At 60.1% G+C, this 16,344-nt stretch carries 12 protein-coding genes; 7 read left to right on the plus strand and 5 right to left on the minus strand.

What is annotated here, in order from left to right; all coding sequences use genetic code 11:
- Window positions 1-13: 13 nt before the first annotated feature.
- The 3 genes from ACZRKZ_RS06255 to ACZRKZ_RS06265 all read left to right on the plus strand — a co-directional run bounded on the left by ACZRKZ_RS06255 (window position 14) and on the right by ACZRKZ_RS06265 (window position 3,445).
- The gene (locus ACZRKZ_RS06255) at window positions 14-259 is read left to right on the plus strand and encodes a DUF2934 domain-containing protein (RefSeq protein WP_463981072.1); all 246 of its coding nucleotides are present in this window, start codon (window positions 14-16) and stop codon (window positions 257-259) included.
- Window positions 260-364: 105 nt separating this feature from the next.
- Window positions 365-2,524, plus strand: coding sequence for a glycogen debranching protein GlgX (gene glgX, locus ACZRKZ_RS06260; protein ID WP_463968490.1), 2,160 nt, complete (start codon window positions 365-367; stop codon window positions 2,522-2,524).
- A 159-nt stretch (window positions 2,525-2,683) separates the two neighbouring features.
- Window positions 2,684-3,445 carry a PIG-L deacetylase family protein gene (locus ACZRKZ_RS06265; RefSeq protein WP_463968491.1) on the plus strand — a complete coding sequence of 254 codons (762 nt, stop codon included), beginning with the start codon at window positions 2,684-2,686 and terminating at the stop codon, window positions 3,443-3,445.
- 29 nt (window positions 3,446-3,474) lie between these two features.
- Here ACZRKZ_RS06265 and glgB read toward each other — a convergent pair whose 3' ends face one another.
- From glgB to ACZRKZ_RS06280, 3 genes are all read right to left on the minus strand, one after another.
- Window positions 3,475-5,706, minus strand: coding sequence for a 1,4-alpha-glucan branching protein GlgB (gene glgB, locus ACZRKZ_RS06270; RefSeq protein ID WP_463981073.1), 2,232 nt, complete (start codon window positions 5,704-5,706; stop codon window positions 3,475-3,477).
- Window positions 5,703-9,050 (minus strand): maltose alpha-D-glucosyltransferase, encoded by a 3,348-nt coding sequence (gene treS, locus ACZRKZ_RS06275; protein ID WP_463981074.1) that lies wholly within the window; start codon window positions 9,048-9,050, stop codon window positions 5,703-5,705. Before treS ends, glgB begins: the two co-directional genes overlap by 4 nt.
- A 66-nt stretch (window positions 9,051-9,116) precedes the next feature.
- Window positions 9,117-11,126 (minus strand): alpha-1,4-glucan--maltose-1-phosphate maltosyltransferase, encoded by a 2,010-nt coding sequence (locus ACZRKZ_RS06280; RefSeq protein WP_463968494.1) that lies wholly within the window; start codon window positions 11,124-11,126, stop codon window positions 9,117-9,119.
- A 203-nt stretch (window positions 11,127-11,329) separates the two neighbouring features.
- Between ACZRKZ_RS06280 and ACZRKZ_RS06285 the strand changes: the two genes are divergently transcribed.
- Window positions 11,330-11,488 carry a hypothetical protein gene (locus ACZRKZ_RS06285; protein WP_463968495.1) on the plus strand — a complete coding sequence of 53 codons (159 nt, stop codon included), beginning with the start codon at window positions 11,330-11,332 and terminating at the stop codon, window positions 11,486-11,488.
- Between the two features lie 7 nt (window positions 11,489-11,495).
- Here ACZRKZ_RS06285 and ACZRKZ_RS06290 read toward each other — a convergent pair whose 3' ends face one another.
- Complete coding sequence (locus tag ACZRKZ_RS06290; RefSeq protein WP_463968496.1) at window positions 11,496-11,990, minus strand: MgtC/SapB family protein; 495 nt, start codon at window positions 11,988-11,990, stop codon at window positions 11,496-11,498.
- A 121-nt stretch (window positions 11,991-12,111) separates the two neighbouring features.
- Here ACZRKZ_RS06290 and ACZRKZ_RS06295 point away from each other — a divergent pair, with 121 nt between their 5' ends.
- From ACZRKZ_RS06295 to mapR, 3 genes are all read left to right on the plus strand, one after another.
- Window positions 12,112-12,351, plus strand: a complete 240-nt coding sequence (locus tag ACZRKZ_RS06295; protein ID WP_133102557.1) for a DUF3203 family protein — start codon at window positions 12,112-12,114, stop codon at window positions 12,349-12,351.
- 194 nt (window positions 12,352-12,545) lie between these two features.
- Window positions 12,546-13,961, plus strand: a complete 1,416-nt coding sequence (gene ccoG, locus ACZRKZ_RS06300; protein ID WP_463981075.1) for a cytochrome c oxidase accessory protein CcoG — start codon at window positions 12,546-12,548, stop codon at window positions 13,959-13,961.
- Window positions 13,962-14,032: 71 nt separating this feature from the next.
- On the plus strand, window positions 14,033-15,442 hold the full coding sequence (gene mapR, locus ACZRKZ_RS06305; protein ID WP_463968499.1) for a GntR family transcriptional regulator MpaR: 1,410 nt from the start codon (window positions 14,033-14,035) through the stop codon (window positions 15,440-15,442).
- Between the two features lie 99 nt (window positions 15,443-15,541).
- Here mapR and ACZRKZ_RS06310 read toward each other — a convergent pair whose 3' ends face one another.
- Window positions 15,542-16,288: an SDR family oxidoreductase gene (locus tag ACZRKZ_RS06310; RefSeq protein WP_463968500.1), complete on the minus strand. Its 747-nt coding sequence runs from the start codon at window positions 16,286-16,288 to the stop codon at window positions 15,542-15,544.
- Window positions 16,289-16,344: the final 56 nt, after the last annotated feature.

Raw genomic sequence — 16,344 nt, forward strand, 5'->3', positions numbered from 1 at the left:
GAGGAGCATTGCGATGAGTACCGAAGACAAACGCGTTCGCGAATTTGCGTATCAGATCTGGGAGTCAGAAGGCAAACCCCAAGGCCAGGAGGCGCGTCATTGGGAGATGGCGCGCAAACTGGCTGAAGCTGAAGCGCTGACGCCAAGCAAGGCGCCCAAGCCGAAAGCCAAGCCGGCGGCGCCTGCCAAAGCGGCGAGCGCGGTGGCGAAACCGGCCGCCAAGCCCAAGCCGAAAGCGCCGCGCAAACCGGCGAGCTGATCACAGTCCATTGTGGCAATCGGGCTTTTTTGTGGCGAGCGGGCTTGCCCGCTCGCCACGAACGGTCCCGTTTGGCCTGAAGAACCCATTTGCAGGAGCATATCAATGAGCAAACCCGACAAAACCCAATCGACGCCTGATACCGAGCCGTCGCGGATTCGTGAAGGTTTGCCCTTCCCCCTCGGCGCTACCTGGGACGGCCTGGGGGTCAACTTCGCTCTGTTCTCCGCCAACGCCACCAAGGTCGAGCTGTGCCTGTTCGACGACACCGGCGAAATTGAGCTGGAACGCATCGAGTTGCCCGAATACACCGACGAGACCTTCCACGGCTATCTGCCCGACGCCCATCCGGGGCTGATCTACGGCTATCGCGTATATGGTGCTTATGACCCGGCCAACGGCCACCGCTTCAATCACAACAAATTGCTGATCGACCCCTACGCCAAACAACTGGTGGGCGAGCTTAAATGGTCCGAAGCCCTGTTTGGCTACACCATTGGCCACCCCGACGCCGACCTCAGCTTCGACGAACGCGACAGCGCGCCCTTCGTGCCCAAGTGCAAAGTCATCGACCCGGCCCACACCTGGGGCAATGACCAACCCGTGCGCACGCCCTGGGATCGCACCATCATTTACGAGACTCACCTGCGCGGCATCAGCATGCGTCACCCCTCGGTACCAGAAGCCGTGCGGGGTACCTGCGCCGGGCTGATGGTCGATGATGTGCTCAAACACATCCGTCAGTTGGGGGTGTCGTCGGTGGAGTTGCTGCCCATCCATGCCTTCGTCAACGATCAGCACCTGCTGCAAAAAGGCATGACCAATTATTGGGGTTACAACAGCATCGCCTTCTTTGCCCCCGACCCGCGCTACCTGGCCAGCGGCAAGATCGCCGAGTTCAAGGAGATGGTCGCCCATCTGCACGAAGCCAAGCTGGAAGTGATTCTTGACGTGGTCTACAACCACACCGCCGAAGGCAACGAGCAAGGCCCGACCCTGTCGATGCGCGGCATCGACAACGCCTCGTACTACCGGTTGATGCCCGACGACAAGCGCTTCTACATCAACGACTCCGGCACCGGCAACACCCTGGACCTGAGTCACCCGTGCGTGCTGCAAATGGTCACTGATTCCCTGCGCTACTGGGCCACCGAAATGCACGTCGATGGCTTCCGCTTCGACCTGGCGACCATTCTGGGGCGTTACCACGACGGTTTCGAAGAACGCCACAGCTTCCTCGTTGCTTGCCGCCAGGACCCGGTACTGCGCCAGGTGAAGATGATCGCCGAACCCTGGGACATTGGTCCAGGCGGCTATCAGGTAGGTAACTTTCCACCGGGCTGGGTGGAATGGAACGACCGCTTCCGCGACACCGTGCGTGCCTTCTGGAAAGGCGACGACGGCCAACTGGCGGATTTTGCCGGGCGCATGACTGCCTCCGGTGAAATGTTCAACCAGCGCGGTCGCCGGCCCTACAGCTCGATGAACTTCATTACCGCCCACGACGGTTTCACCCTGCACGATCTAGTGTCCTACAACGACAAACACAACGAGGACAACGACGAGGACAACCAGGATGGCAGCAACAACAACCTGTCGTGGAACCACGGTGTTGAAGGCCCTACCGACGATCCTGAAATCAATGCCCTGCGCCTGCGTCAGATGCGCAATTTTTTCGCCACCCTGCTCCTGGCCCAGGGCACGCCAATGTTGGTGGCCGGTGATGAATTCGCCCGCACCCAACACGGCAACAACAACGCTTACTGCCAGGACAGCGAAATCGGCTGGGTCAACTGGGAGTTGGATGACGATGGCAAGGCTTTGCTCAAGTTCGTCAAACGCCTGATCAAGCTGCGCCTGACTTATCCGATCCTGCGTCGTGGGCGCTTCCTGGTGGGCGACTACAACGAAGACATCGGCGTCAAGGACGTGACCTGGCTCGCCCCGGACGGCAATGAGATGAGCACCGAACAGTGGCAAGACAGCCAGGGTCGCTGCCTCGGCATGTTGATGGATGGCCGCGCCCAGGAAACCGGAATACGCCGTGCTGGTGCCGATGCGACCTTGCTGCTGGTGGTCAACGCCCACCACGACATGGTCAATTTCCGCCTGCCGCCGGTGCCCGATGGCGGCTTCTGGACCTGCATGATCGACACCAACCAACCGGCCGTGCGCGGCCAGGAGCGGTTTGATTTCGACCATGAATATGCTGTGACGGGAAGATCGCTGCTGTTGTTCGAACTGCAACATGAGGACGAGGTGTGAAATAGACCTGCCTGGATTTTTTCACCAACTATGATCAATACTCTTGCCACGGCAATCCAGGGTTGGAACGCCTGCACACCGCGAGAATATTGATTCTCGCGGGACCAAAGAAGAGTCGTCCCGTCAACGGGGTACGGCCAGGACAAGGACGTGACACTCATGAAGCCTGTACCGCTGAGAGAAGGCCGCTGTGGTCCCGCGCAAATCTGGAACAGCGCCCCACAGCTGGCGCAAATCCCCGTTATCAATCCGGTCATGCTCGTGCCCTTTGGCGCACGCGTCGTTGTAATAGCCCCGCACCCCGGCGATGAAGTGCTGGCCTGCGGTGGCCTGCTGCAACTGCTGAGCACACTCGACTATTCCCTGAAGCTGATTTCCGTCACCGACGGCAGTGCCAGCCATCCGGGCTCCAGCCTGTGGCCGGCGCAGCGCCTGAGCGTGTTTCGCCCACAGGAAAGTGTCGAGGCTTTGCGCCGCCTGGGTGTGCCGCTGCACAGCCTGAAATGGATTCGTGGTGGTTTTACCGACAATGCCCTGGCGGCCCGGGAGCAACAGTTGAGCCAGTTTATTGCCCGTTACCTGCAACCCGGCGATGTGGTGTTTACCACTTGGCGCACCGATGGCAACGACGACCACGACGCGGTCGGCCGTGCCACCGCCAAAGCTTGCGCCCTGATGGGTGCGCGTCTTTTGGAACTACCGATTTGGGCCTGGCATTGGCCTGCCCGTGAAGCTGCGGTCATTCCCTGGCAGCGAGCCCGCAAGGTTCGCCTTAGCACCTGGAGCGTGGCCCGCAAGCTTCATGCGGCCCACGCCTATGCGAGTCAGTTGGTGGGTGATCCTGAAATCGGACTGGCGCCGATGCTCGCGCAGGTGTTGCTGGAGCGAATGCGCGAGCCGTATGAGATTGTGTTTTTGTAGCCAGTCCACTGTTGAGTCGGGTCTGAAAATCAGCCCTCCGGCCGTAGGATCAGCACACCCAGCGGCGGCAGATTCAACGACAGTGATAGCGGCTGGCCATGGCGCGATTCCTCTTCGGTAAACGCCCCGCCACCATTGCCATAGTTGGAACCGGCATAGGTGTCGGCATCACTGTTGATCACTTCGCCCCAGCGCCCGGCAAACGGCACGCCGACCTTGTACGCCTCACGGGGCACCGGGGTGAAGTTGGCCACCACCAACACCGGCCGGCCATCCTTGCTCCAGCGCAGCCAGGCGTAGACGCTGTTGATCGCATCATCGCCGATCAGCCACTGAAAGCCTTGGGGCGCGTCGTCCTGGTCGTGCAGCGCCGGTTCTTCGCGATACAGGCGGTTGAGGTCGCCCACCAGTTTTTGCACGCCGCGGTGTTCCGGGTATTGCAGCAAATACCAATCAAGCTGCTGATCGTGGTTCCACTCGCGCCACTGGCCGAATTCGCAGCCCATAAACAGCAGCTTCTTGCCCGGATGCGCCCACATAAAACACAGGTAAGCCCGCAGATTGGCGAATTTCTGCCAGCGGTCGCCAGGCATCTTGTCGATCAGCGAGTGTTTGCCGTGAACCACTTCATCGTGGGAAATCGGCAGGATGAACCGCTCAGACCAGGCATACATCAGGCCGAAACTCAGTTCGTTGTGATGGTGGGCGCGGTATACCGGGTCCTGCTGGATGTAGTGCAGCGAATCGTGCATCCAGCCCATGTTCCACTTGTAGTTGAAGCCCAGGCCGCCCTGTTGGGTCGGTTGGCTGACGCCTGGCCAGGCAGTGGATTCCTCGGCGATCACCAAGGCACCGGGGGCTTCCAGGGCTACCACGTCGTTCAAGTGACGCAGGAAGTCGATGGCTTCGAGGTTTTCCCGACCGCCATGACGGTTAGGCACCCACTCGCCGGCCTTGCGCGAATAATCGCGGTAGAGCATCGACGCCACTGCATCCACCCGCAGGCCGTCGATATGAAAATGCTTGAGCCAGTGCAGCGCCGAAGCCAGCATAAAACCATGAACCTCGGTGCGGCCCAGGTTGTAGATCAGCGTGTCCCAGTCCTGGTGAAAGCCTTCCAGCGGGTTGCCGTATTCGTACAGCGCCGTGCCATCAAATTGCGCCAGGCCGTGGGTGTCGGTGGGGAAATGCGCCGGAACCCAGTCGAGAATAATGCCGATATCGGCCTGATGGCAGGCGTTGACGAAGGCGGCAAAATCGTCCGGCGAGCCAAAGCGGGCACTGGGGGCGAATTGCGACAGCGGCTGATAACCCCAGGAGCCGCCAAACGGGTGTTCCATGATCGGCATCAGCTCGATATGGGTGAAACCCAGCTGCTGCACATAGGGAATCAGTCGTTCACCCAGCTCGCGCCAGCCGTACTGGCGGGACACTTCGCCCAACTCGTCGAGTTCACATTGCCAGGAGCCGACGTGCAGTTCATAGATCGACAGCGGTGCGCTCGGTAATTGCCGTTCGCCACGGGCCTGCATCCAGGCGTGGTCCTGCCAGTCGATCTGCAACGGCGAAGCAACCTTGGAGGCGGTGTCCGGCGGCAATTGCGTGGCCAGGGCCATGGGGTCGGCCTTGAGCGGAAGAATCCCGCTGGTGCCCAGGATTTCGTATTTGTAGGCAGCGCCGGGTTGCAGGCGCGGGATGAATATCTCCCACACGCCGGCTGGATGGCGCAGGCGCATCGGATGGCGGCGACCGTCCCAAATATTGAAGTCGCCAACTACGGAAACACGCTTGGCATTGGGCGCCCACACCGCGAAACGCACGCCCTGGATGCCGTCGATGCTCATCACTTGGGCGCCGAGGCAACTGCTCAGGTCGCGGTGATTGCCCTCGGCAAACAGGTAAAGGTCCATCTCGCCCAGCAACTGGCCGAAGCTGTAAGGGTCTTCGGTGATCTGCTCGCCACCCGCCCACTGGATTTTCAGCAAATAGCCCTGGCGGGGCGAGAAATGCCCGACAAACAAGCCAGGCACCGGAGTCGCGTCCAGATCGCCGACGTGCTCACCGCTGTCGCGGGCCAGCACCTGAACACTCAAGGCCTCTGGCAGAAACGCGCGGATAAACTGGCCGCCCTCTTCATCATCGTGGGGGCCAAGGATCGAGAATGGATCGTGATGTTCGGCCCGCACCAAGGCTTCGATATCCTGGGTTGCCGGCATTACCGCAAGCTTGGGTTGCAGCGCTTCCTTGTTTGTAAAACTCATGACGTCTCCCCTGCGCGTGCAGTTTTGGATAATGGCTTCAGTCCGCTGAGCAGTCCGTGCAAACCTTGCAACGGTACCGGCAGCCAGGTCGGGCGATTTTCCGCTTCATAGGCCACTTCGTACGCGGCCTTCTCCAGGCTGAACAATGCCAGCGCTGCGTCCTGGCCCTTGGCGTCCTGCCAGTCATGGGCCAGTGTAGTCGTAGCCTCATGATAGGCTTGGATAAATGCCTGCCGCGCTTCATTCAAGTAACGATCGGCCACCCGTTGCCGTGCAGCGTTGGCCTCGGTCGAGTGATCTACCCCTTGCACATTCAGGGCCATGGCGGCGGCATAGTCGAACGACCGTAGCACGCCACTGACGTCCTTGTATGGGCTGTGCTTGCCGCGACGCTCATGGAGCGGTCGCGCCGGTTCCCCTTCAAAGTCGATCAGGTAAGCATCGCCCTTGACCACCAGCACCTGGCCCAGGTGCAAGTCACCGTGGACGCGAATGCGCAAGCCGCCCACGGTGGCCTTGGCCAGGTCCTGCACATGGGTGGCGATGGCTTTTTTCTGCACCAGCATTGCACTGACCAGCGCCTGGTCAGCGGTGGTCAGTTTGCTTTGATGCTGTTTGAGCAAGTGCAAGGCGCGGTCGACTTGCGCCCCCACCTGCTTGGCCCAACCCTGGCTGTCCTTGACGGAAGTGACCTCGGGTTTGAAGTCCTTGTTGGTAGTAGGCGCGGCCAATACCAGGTGCATTTCACCCAGGCGCTGGCCGAGTAGGCCTGCGAAGTCCGCCAACTCACCCAGGGCGTTGTAGTGCTGTTCCTGCTCGGAGATGGCCTGGGCCAATTCGTCGCGAATCGCCCGTTCCAGGTTGTTCTGGGTCCAGCCCCAGGCATCGCCCTGGTTACTCAGGTAGCCCTGGGCAATCATCAGCAAGTTGTCCTGGCCTTCGGCATCGCGGCGGATCACCGAGCCCAGCAGCGGCGAGATATGTTCGTAGCCGGCGGCTGTCAGGTAAGCGCCCATCTCCAGTTCCGGGTGTACCCCGGCGCTGACTTTACGGATCAGCTTGAGTACCAGGCTGGCGCCCACCACCACTGAACTGTTGGACTGTTCGGTGGCGAGGTAGCGCACCTCTGAGTCGTCGTTGAGTTCCAGCTTGGTCAATTGCTCCGTCGGTTCGAAACGAATGTCGCCGTCAGTGGAGGTGAGCACGGTGTTGGCTTGCAGGCCTTCAATCACTGCGCGGATATAGGTGTCGAGGCTGAAGGCGTCCGTGACCAGGCCGACCTGGCGCACTCGCCGTACACGGGCCAGCGCGAGCTGTTGCGGCAAGGCGCTGGTGAACTGGTCTTCGGCCAAAAAGCCGAACGGCAGTTGATAACGGCTGACCTGCCCAGCTGTGGTGACTTCAATCTCGCTGAGCAACACCGGATGCTGCGGGTCGCCAAAGCGCACGCCGTAGGCGATGTGCACGCTGTCGATGAGCGAATCCTTGTTGGCGAACCAGCGACGCTTGGGCAACCAGGCTGGCAACGAGTTTTGCTCCAGAGTGGTGCGGCACGGCGCTTCGAGCAATTCTTCGAGGCGTTTTTTCAGTACCAGAGTGGTGAAGTCCGGGATGCTTTGCGTAGGCTCCACGTGCCAGCTCGGCATCTGGTTTTCCGCCGCCAGCACGAACCAGTAGAAGCCGTAAGGCGCCAGGGTCAGCAGGAAGTTCAACTGGCCAATGGGCGGGAACGCATTACCACCGAGCATCTCCACCGGGACCATGCCGGCGAATGCGGACAGGTCCAGCTCCGCTGCCTGGGCGCTGCGGGAGACATTGGCCACACAGAGGATGATTTCGTGCTTGCCGTCGTCGCCCGTGTATTCGCGGGTGTAGGCCAGGATGCGGCGGTTGGTGGGCGAGAGCATTTTCAAGCTGCCGCGACCGAAGGCCTTGGACTGTTTACGAATCGCCAGCATCCGCCGGGTCCAGTTCAGCAACGAGTGCGGGTCCTGGGCCTGGGTTTCGACGTTGACTGACGGGTAGCCATAGAGCGCGTCCATGATCGGCGGCAGCACCAGGCTGGCCGGGTCGGCGCGGGAGAAGCCGCCGTTGCGGTCGATGGACCACTGCATGGGTGTGCGTACGCCGTCGCGGTCGCCCAGGTAGATGTTGTCGCCCATGCCGATTTCATCGCCGTAATACAGGGTCGGCGTACCGGGCATCGACAGCAGCAGACTGTTGAGCAGCTCGATGCGGCGGCGGTCGCGCTCCATCAGCGGCGCCAGGCGCCGGCGAATACCGAGGTTGATGCGCGCACGGCGGTCAGCGGCGTAGTAGTTCCAGAGGTAGTCGCGCTCTTTGTCGGTGACCATTTCCAGGGTCAGTTCATCGTGGTTACGCAGGAAAATCGCCCACTGGCAATTGGCTGGAATCTCCGGGGTCTGGCGCAGGATATCGGTGATCGGGAAGCGGTCTTCCTGGGCCAGCGCCATGTACATGCGCGGCATCAGCGGGAAGTGAAAGGCCATATGGCACTCGTCGCCGTCATCGCCTTTTTTGTCCCCGAAGTACAGTTGAGTATCTTCCGGCCATTGGTTGGCCTCGGCCAGCAGCATGCGGTCCGGGTAATTGGCGTCGATTTCGGCGCGGATCTGCTTGAGGACGTCGTGGGTCTCCGGCAGGTTTTCGTTGTTGGTGCCGTCGCGCTCGATCAGGTACGGGATCGCATCCAGGCGCAGGCCGTCGATGCCCATGTCCAGCCAGTAGCGCATCACCGAGAGCACCGCTTTCATGACTTGCGGGTTGTCGAAGTTAAGGTCCGGCTGGTGGGAGTAGAAACGGTGCCAGAAGTATTGGCCAGCGACCGGGTCCCAGGTCCAGTTGGATTTCTCGGTGTCGAGAAAGATGATACGGGTGCCGTCGTATTTCTGGTCGTCATCGGACCAGACGTAGAAATCCCGTGCCTTGGAACCTGGCTTGGCCTTGCGGGCGCGCTGAAACCACGGGTGCTGGTCGGAGGTGTGGTTGATCACCAGTTCGGTGATGACCCGCAAGCCGCGTTTATGGGCTTCGGCGATAAAACGCTTGGCGTCGGCCATGGTCCCGTAGTCGCTGTGTACACCCCGGTATTCGGCGATGTCGTAGCCGTCGTCACGGCGTGGCGAGGGGTAGAACGGCAGCACCCAGATGGTGTTCACACCCAGCTCGGCGATGTAGTCGAGTTTGGCGATCAACCCCGGAAAATCGCCGATACCATCGTTATTGGAGTCGAAATAGGATTTGACGTGAACCTGATAAATCACCGCATCCTTGTACCAGAGCGGGTCTTTGATAAAGGTGGCAGCCTTGGGTTTCTTCGCCATTGGAAACTCCTGAGAATTCATGAAAACTAAAAAGTGGCGATGTTTTAACTGTCCACAAAAAGCCCTTTAAACAGTGATCCGCCAAATACCAAACGGCTGATGCCACGGCTCTATTCGCATCCACTGGTGCTTGCCATGCCAAGTCCAGCGGTGGCCGTTCATCAAGTCTTCGCCCTGGGTCTGGGCGTCGTCCGGTAGGCCCATCTCCCACAGCGGCAATTCGAAATGGGCTTCCTGGGCATTGAGCGGGTCGAGACTCACCGCGATGAGGATGAAATTGCCGGCGTCCTCGCAGCGTTTGCCGAAGTACAAGATGTTGTCGTTCCAGGCGTTGTAGAGTTTCAAACCCAAGTGAGTTTGCAACGCCGGGTTCTGCCGACGGATGCGGTTGAGCTGGGCGATCTCGGCAATGATGTTGCCCGGCGCGGTAAAATCCCTGGGGCGGATCTCGTACTTCTCCGAGTCCAGGTACTCTTCCTTGCCGGGCACCGCTGCGGCTTCGCACAATTCAAAACCCGAATACATGCCCCATAAGCCCGAACCCATGGTTGCCAGGGCCGCGCGGATAAGAAAGCCGGCGCGGCCAGACTCATGGAGAAAACCGGGGTTGATGTCTGGCGTATTGACGAAAAAGTTGGGTCGGAAGCATTCGCGCCATGGCGACTCGTTGAGTTCGCTCAGGTATTCACTCAGTTCGGCCTTGGTGTTGCGCCAGGTGAAATAGGTGTAGCTCTGGGAGTAACCGACCTTGCCCAGCCGCGCCATCATTGCCGGGGTGGTGAAGGCTTCGGCGAGGAAGATGACCTGTGGGTGTTTTTCTCGCACGTCCGCAATCAGCCATTGCCAGAACGGCAGCGGCTTGGTGTGGGGGTTGTCGACGCGGAAAGTATTGACGCCCTCCTCGACCCAGCCCAGCACAACGTCCCGCAGCTCGATCCACAGGCTGGGGATGGCGTCGGCGGCATAGAAGTCGACGTTGACGATGTCCTGGTATTTCTTCGGCGGGTTCTCGGCGTATTTGATGGTGCCGTCGGGCCGCCAGTTGAACCAGCCGGGGTGTTGCTTGAGCCACGGATGGTCCTGGGAACACTGGATAGCGAAGTCCAGGGCGATTTCCAGGCCATGGTCTGCGGCGGCGGCCACCAGGCGGCGGAAATCTTCGCGGGTGCCCAGTTGCGAGTGGATTGCCTCGTGGCCGCCCTCCTCGCTGCCAATGGCATACGGGCTGCCCGGATCATCGGGGCCTGCGGTCAGGGCGTTGTTCTTGCCCTTGCGATAGCTGCGGCCGATAGGATGGATCGGCGGGAAATACAGCACGTCAAAACCCATGTCATGGATCATCGGCAGCCGCGAATGCACGTCGTTAAAAGTGCCGTGGCGCGCTGGATCATCGGTGATCGAGCGGGGAAAAAGCTCGTACCAGCTGGCAAACTGCGCGGCCTCTCGCTCCACATCCAGCGGATAGACCGGGCTGATGCTCAAGTAGGCGCGGTGATCGGCCTGAGCCATCAGGTGCGCACTGTCTTCGTGCAGGAAGCGCGCGACTTGCTCGGTTTCCAGCAAGCCCGACAGCTCGTGGTGCAACAGCATCAAGCGCTCGCGTAACTCGCCTTCGCTGCGTTCGGCGGCCTGCAACACCTGGCTGCGGCCTTCCTGCAACTCCAGGCTGACGGGAACGCGGGCTTTATGTTTTTTGCCCAGTTCGTAGCAGAAGCTGGCGAACTGATCGATCCAGGCCTCAATGCAATATTGATGCGGGCCTTGAGCGGTGACCGTAAAGGTCCCTTCCCAACCGTTATTGCCGACATCGGTCATAACCACGCTGTGCCAGTGCTCTTCACTCAGCGGCCGCCAGCGAATCCGCACCGCCAACTGGTCATGGCCGTCGGCGAAGACCTTGCTGGCTACCTTGATCTGCTGCCCCACGATGGCCTTGACCGCGAACTCGCCGCCGTCGATCACCGGGGTGGTGCTTTCTATGGCAATCCTGGGCAACAACAGTGCCTGGGACAGTGGAAACATGGACGCTTCATCATTTTTCGTGAGTACGTTTTGTTTCGATAGTTCAGCAGTCATCGAGCATCACTCCTTACGCCCCGTGGACGCTCTTGTGCCTGATCCCAAGTGCGGTACGACAAAGCTCTTCCAGAGCCGGGCCGTATAAAGTCCGAGCCCGCTAGCCGGTGAAAAGTTCAGATGGATGTGCCGCCATCGGACGGGAATCAATTGGCCATGCCGATTGTCCACCGATACAGCAAAGCACAAAGGAGGCCACACCGATGAATATCCCTATCCCGGCAGAAACGCCGGACCCCAACATTGATCAACCAACCTTGCCACCCACAGAACCTGAGCCGATCCCGGAGCAGGAACCGCCTGGCACAACGCCCCCGGCGAAGGAAGATCCACCCACGACGATGCCGCCAGTAATTGTCTGAAGGATGATTACTCCTTCTCCAGCAGCCGCATAATCCTCGGCATTACGCTGAACACCAGCAGCGCCAGCAGGGTGCTCAACACCGCCGTCGACTCCCTGCCCATCCCCGCCGCCACTCCAATGGCGGCGGTCATCCACAGCCCGGCTGCGGTAGTCAGCCCCTTGACGTGTTGGCCTTCCTGATCTTCCGTGCCCTTGAGGATGGTCCCTGCACCAAGAAAGCCGATACCGGCGATTACGCCCTGCACCACGCGGCTCATGGCATCGGCCTGGGAGCCGGACATTTGTGGCACCAACACGAACAACGCAGCACCCAAGGCCACCAGCATGTGGGTGCGCACGCCGGCAGCCTTGCCTTTTTGTTCGCGCTCAAAGCCCAGAATGCCCCCCAGGATCGCGGCGATCAGCAGGCGCACGGTGATTTGTGTCAGTTGCCGGGCATCGCCTATGTCAGCGAATTCCGCTTGCAGGGTTTGCCAGACTTCTTGCCACCAAGCGTCCATGGACCGGTCCTTGTTGATAGGTCGATAAAGGATGGACAGCGGCGACCGCCAGTCAGTTGCCGGAAACCATTTACCTGTCGTCGAACCCTAATGATCAGTACCTGACGAGAAGGAGAGCACCATGCCAGTACGTATCGAAAACCAGACCTGTTACTTCAAGGTCGACGAGAACGGCGAAGAACGAAGCCTCGCCGCCACGGCTGTCACGGTGATCACCGACAGCGAAAAATCCATGTCCGCCGTTGAAGTCGACGGCCAACGCGTCTACATCACCGAAGCAGAAGCCGACGCCTTGACCGTAGCAGGCGCCAAGGATGGTCGTAAGCACTTGAAGGTAACCGAGGGTGATTCGGTGATTTGATTGAACTGCATCAGCACCGCTTTATGGCTGCGAATACAGGCGCTGCCCCAGGCCGCACGGGGTGCAGCAGATTGACGCAGGAGCGGGTCGGCAATCCATCTGATCCGCTTTTTATCGCTATACCTGAGTCTGTTATGCAAACAGATCGCCCGGCATAGTTCATCCGCCTGATGGAGGCTGATGAGCGAAAGACCATGAGCGATAGAATCCCCGTCCGATTAGTTGAAACCTTTGAGCCTGCACATCCAAAGAAGATGAAGGCCAAATCCAGCGACAACCTGATTCACACCCGCAGTTTCACCGGTTTGTTCCGTACCTTGCGCTTGAGTGGCGCGGGTTTTCTGTTCCTGGCGTTTTTCGGCACCGTGTGGCTGAACTGGGGCGGACGGCAGGCGGTGTTGTGGGACCTTGCAGAAAGCAAATTCCACATTTTCGGCGCAACCTTCTGGCCCCAGGATTTCATCCTGTTGTCGGCGTTGTTGATCATCGCAGCCTTCGGCCTGTTTGCGATCACGGTATTTGCCGGCCGGGTCTGGTGTGGTTATACCTGCCCGCAAAGCTCGTTTACCTGGCTGTTCATGTGGTGCGAAAAGGTCACTGAGGGCGAGCGAAACCAGCGCATCAAGCTGCAGGCTGCCCCCTGGGGCCTGAACAAGCTGCTGCGGCGTTCAGCCAAACATACGATGTGGCTGGCCATCAGCGTGCTCACCGGCTTGACCTTTGTGGGCTACTTCACGCCTATCCGGCCCCTGGCCGAGGAGCTGTTGACCTGGCAAATGGGCGGCGTCAGCCTGTTCTGGGTGTTGTTTTTCACAGGTGCTACTTACATTAACGCCGGCTGGTTGCGCGAAGCGGTGTGCATGCACATGTGCCCGTATGCGCGGTTCCAGAGCGTGATGTTCGACAAGGACACCCTGACCATTTCCTACGATGTGGCCCGTGGCGAGAACCGTGGTCCACGTAAACGCGAAGTGAAACCTGCGGATGTTGGCCTCGGTGACTGCATCGACTGCCACCTGTGCGTACAGGTCTGCCCCACCGGTATCGACATTCGCGACGGTTTGCAAATGGAGTGCATCGGCTGTGCGGCCTGCATCGACGCCTGTGATTCGATCATGGACAAAATGGGCTATGCCCGTGGCCTGGTGAGCTACACCTCTGAGCATCAGTTGCAAGGCGGCAAGACCCACCTGCTCAGGCCACGGTTGATCGGCTACAGTGCGGTGCTGCTGGTGATGATCGCAGCCTTGGTGATGGCGCTGGTGCAGCGGCCGATGGTGTCGCTGGACGTGACCAAGGACCGAGGGATGTTTCGCGAAAACAGCCAAGGCTTGATCGAGAACATCTACAGCCTCAAGGTCATCAACAAGACCCAGCAGCGTCAGGATTATCGTCTTGAGTTGGTGGACGGTGATGGCTTCCAGCTTCAGGGCAAGACCGAGATCAGTTTGGCACCGGGGGAAATAACCGATGTGCCGGTGTCGGTGGCGATGACCAGCGACAAACCTGCCAGCAGTTCCCAGACCATCAGCTTCAAGGTCACGGATATTGATGAACCGGGCGTTTATAGTGTCGCCGACAGCCGGTTTGTGGCACCGCTGAACCGTTGATGGTGCTGTGGCGAGCGGGCTTGCTACAGGAGCAGAGTTTGCTCTTAACTTACTGACCCTATTAGGCCCCGATGAAACGCTACGAAAAATTCGCCGACGACATCGCAGAACTGATCCGCTCCGGCGTCCTGGGGCCTGGCCAGCGGGTGCCGTCGGTGCGCTATGCCAGCCGAACCTACGGCGTCAGCCCATCCACGGTGTTCCAGGCCTACTACCTGCTGGAACGTCGTGGCCTGATCCGCGCCCGGCCGCGTTCCGGGTACTTCGTCAACACCCATGCGCCAAGCCCGTTTTCCGAGCCGGTAGTCAGTGCGCATGTACACGAATCCACCGAAGTCGACGTCAGCGAGCTGGTGTTTTCGGTGCTCGACTCCATCAAGGACCCGCAGACTGTGCCCTTCGGCTCGGCCTTCCCCAGCCCGACGCTGTTCCCGCTACAGCGCCTGGCCCGCTCCCTGGCCAGTGCCAGTCGGGAGATGGACCCGCGCATGGTGGTCACGGACATGTCACCGGGCAACCCACAATTGCGCCGGCAAATCGCCCTGCGCTACATGGTCGGCGGCTTGATGCTGCCCATGGAGGAGTTGCTGATCACCAACGGTGCCCTGGAAGCGCTGAACCTGTGCCTGCAAGCCGTGACCGAGCCCGGCGACCTGGTGGCCATCGAAGCCCCGGCGTTTTATGCCAGCCTGCAGGTGCTGGAGCGGCTGAAACTCAAGGCCGTGGAAATTCCCGTACACCCGCGTGATGGCATTGACCTCAAAGTGCTGGCCCAAAGCCTTGAGCGTTACCCGATCAAGGCTTGCTGGTGCATGACCAGTTTCCAGAACCCCATGGGCGCCACCATGCCCGAAGCCAAGAAACAGGAACTGGTGGAGTTGTTGCGCAGCCATCAGGTGCCACTGATCGAGGACGATGTCTACGCCGAGTTGTACTACGGCCAACAGGCACCGAAACCGGCCAAGGCGTTCGATACCGAAGGCTTGGTGATGCACTGCGGCTCCTTCGCCAAAAGCCTGGCGCCTGGTTATCGCATCGGTTGGGTGGCTGCCGGGCGTTATGCGCAGAAGATCGAACGGCTGAAGTTGATGACCTCATTGTGCGCGTCAATGCCAGCCCAGGCGGCGATTGCCGACTACCTGCAACATGGTGGCTACGACCGGCACCTACGCAAGTTGCGTTATGCCCTGGAAGAACAGCAAAGCGCCATGCTCGCTGCCATCGCCCGCTATTTTCCGGCGCAAACCCGCGTCAGCCAGCCAGCGGGCGGATATTTCCTGTGGTTGGAATTGCCCGAGCAGACGGACTCGTTGAAGTTGTTCCAGATGGCGTTGGCCCAAGGCATCAGCATTGCGCCGGGGCCGATATTTTCGCCGACTCAGCGGTTCAGGAACTGCATTCGCTTGAACTATGGCAGTCCCTGGGATGATGCCTCGGAAAAGGCCATGGAGACATTGGGCCGGATCGTGCGATCTTTTTGAGCCGTTGAGGTGGGCAATAAATACCTGACTTGAATAGCCCCAGGGACCAACTGGTCTATAGCGACCCGCTCCCGCAGGAGCAGGCAGTTTTTCAGCGCTTCAGCGGCCACCACCGAGGTCAACAAAGGTCCCGGTAGCGTAGGACGCCTTGTCCGAAAGCAGCCAGACAATCGCTTCCGCCACCTCATCCGGACGCCCGCCACGGGCCATCGGGATACCCGACTCCAGCTTGCTGACCCGATCCGGGTCGCCACTCAGGGCATGGAAATCGGTGTAGATGTAGCCAGGGCGCACTGCGTTGACCCGGATGCCTTCACCCGCCACTTCTTTCGAAAGGCCGATGGTGAAGGAGTCCATTGCGCCTTTGGACGCCGCGTAGTCAACGTATTCACCGGGCGAGCCGAGACGAGCGGCCACCGATGAGACGTTGACGATGCTGCCGCCCTGCCCGCCATGCTTGGGCGACATGCGCAGCACTGCGTGCTTGGCACAGAGGATCGGGCCCAGCACGTTGGTCTTGAGAATTTTCAGGATGCGGAATTCGGACATCTCATCGACCCGCGACTTGTGCCCCACGGTGCCGGCGTTATTGACCAGCGCAGTGACTCGGCCCAGCTCGGCATCGACCCGGTTGAACAGGCTGATCACTTCGTCTTCGATGCTGACATCGGCACGCACTGCAATCGCTTGGGCGCCCAGGGCGCGGACCTGCTCCAGGACACGCAGCGCTGCCTCTTCATCGGACTGGAAGTTGATACCGATTCGGTAACCCTGGCGCGCCGCCAACAAGGCCGTGGCGGCCCCGATCCCACGACTGCCACCGGTGATGATGACGACTTTGTCCATGTGTACGGTCTCCTGAATCAACTTATAACGGTTGGATTCAAGAATACCTGCGCTAG

The sequence above is a fragment of the Pseudomonas sp. c313 genome, from assembly GCF_055407145.1.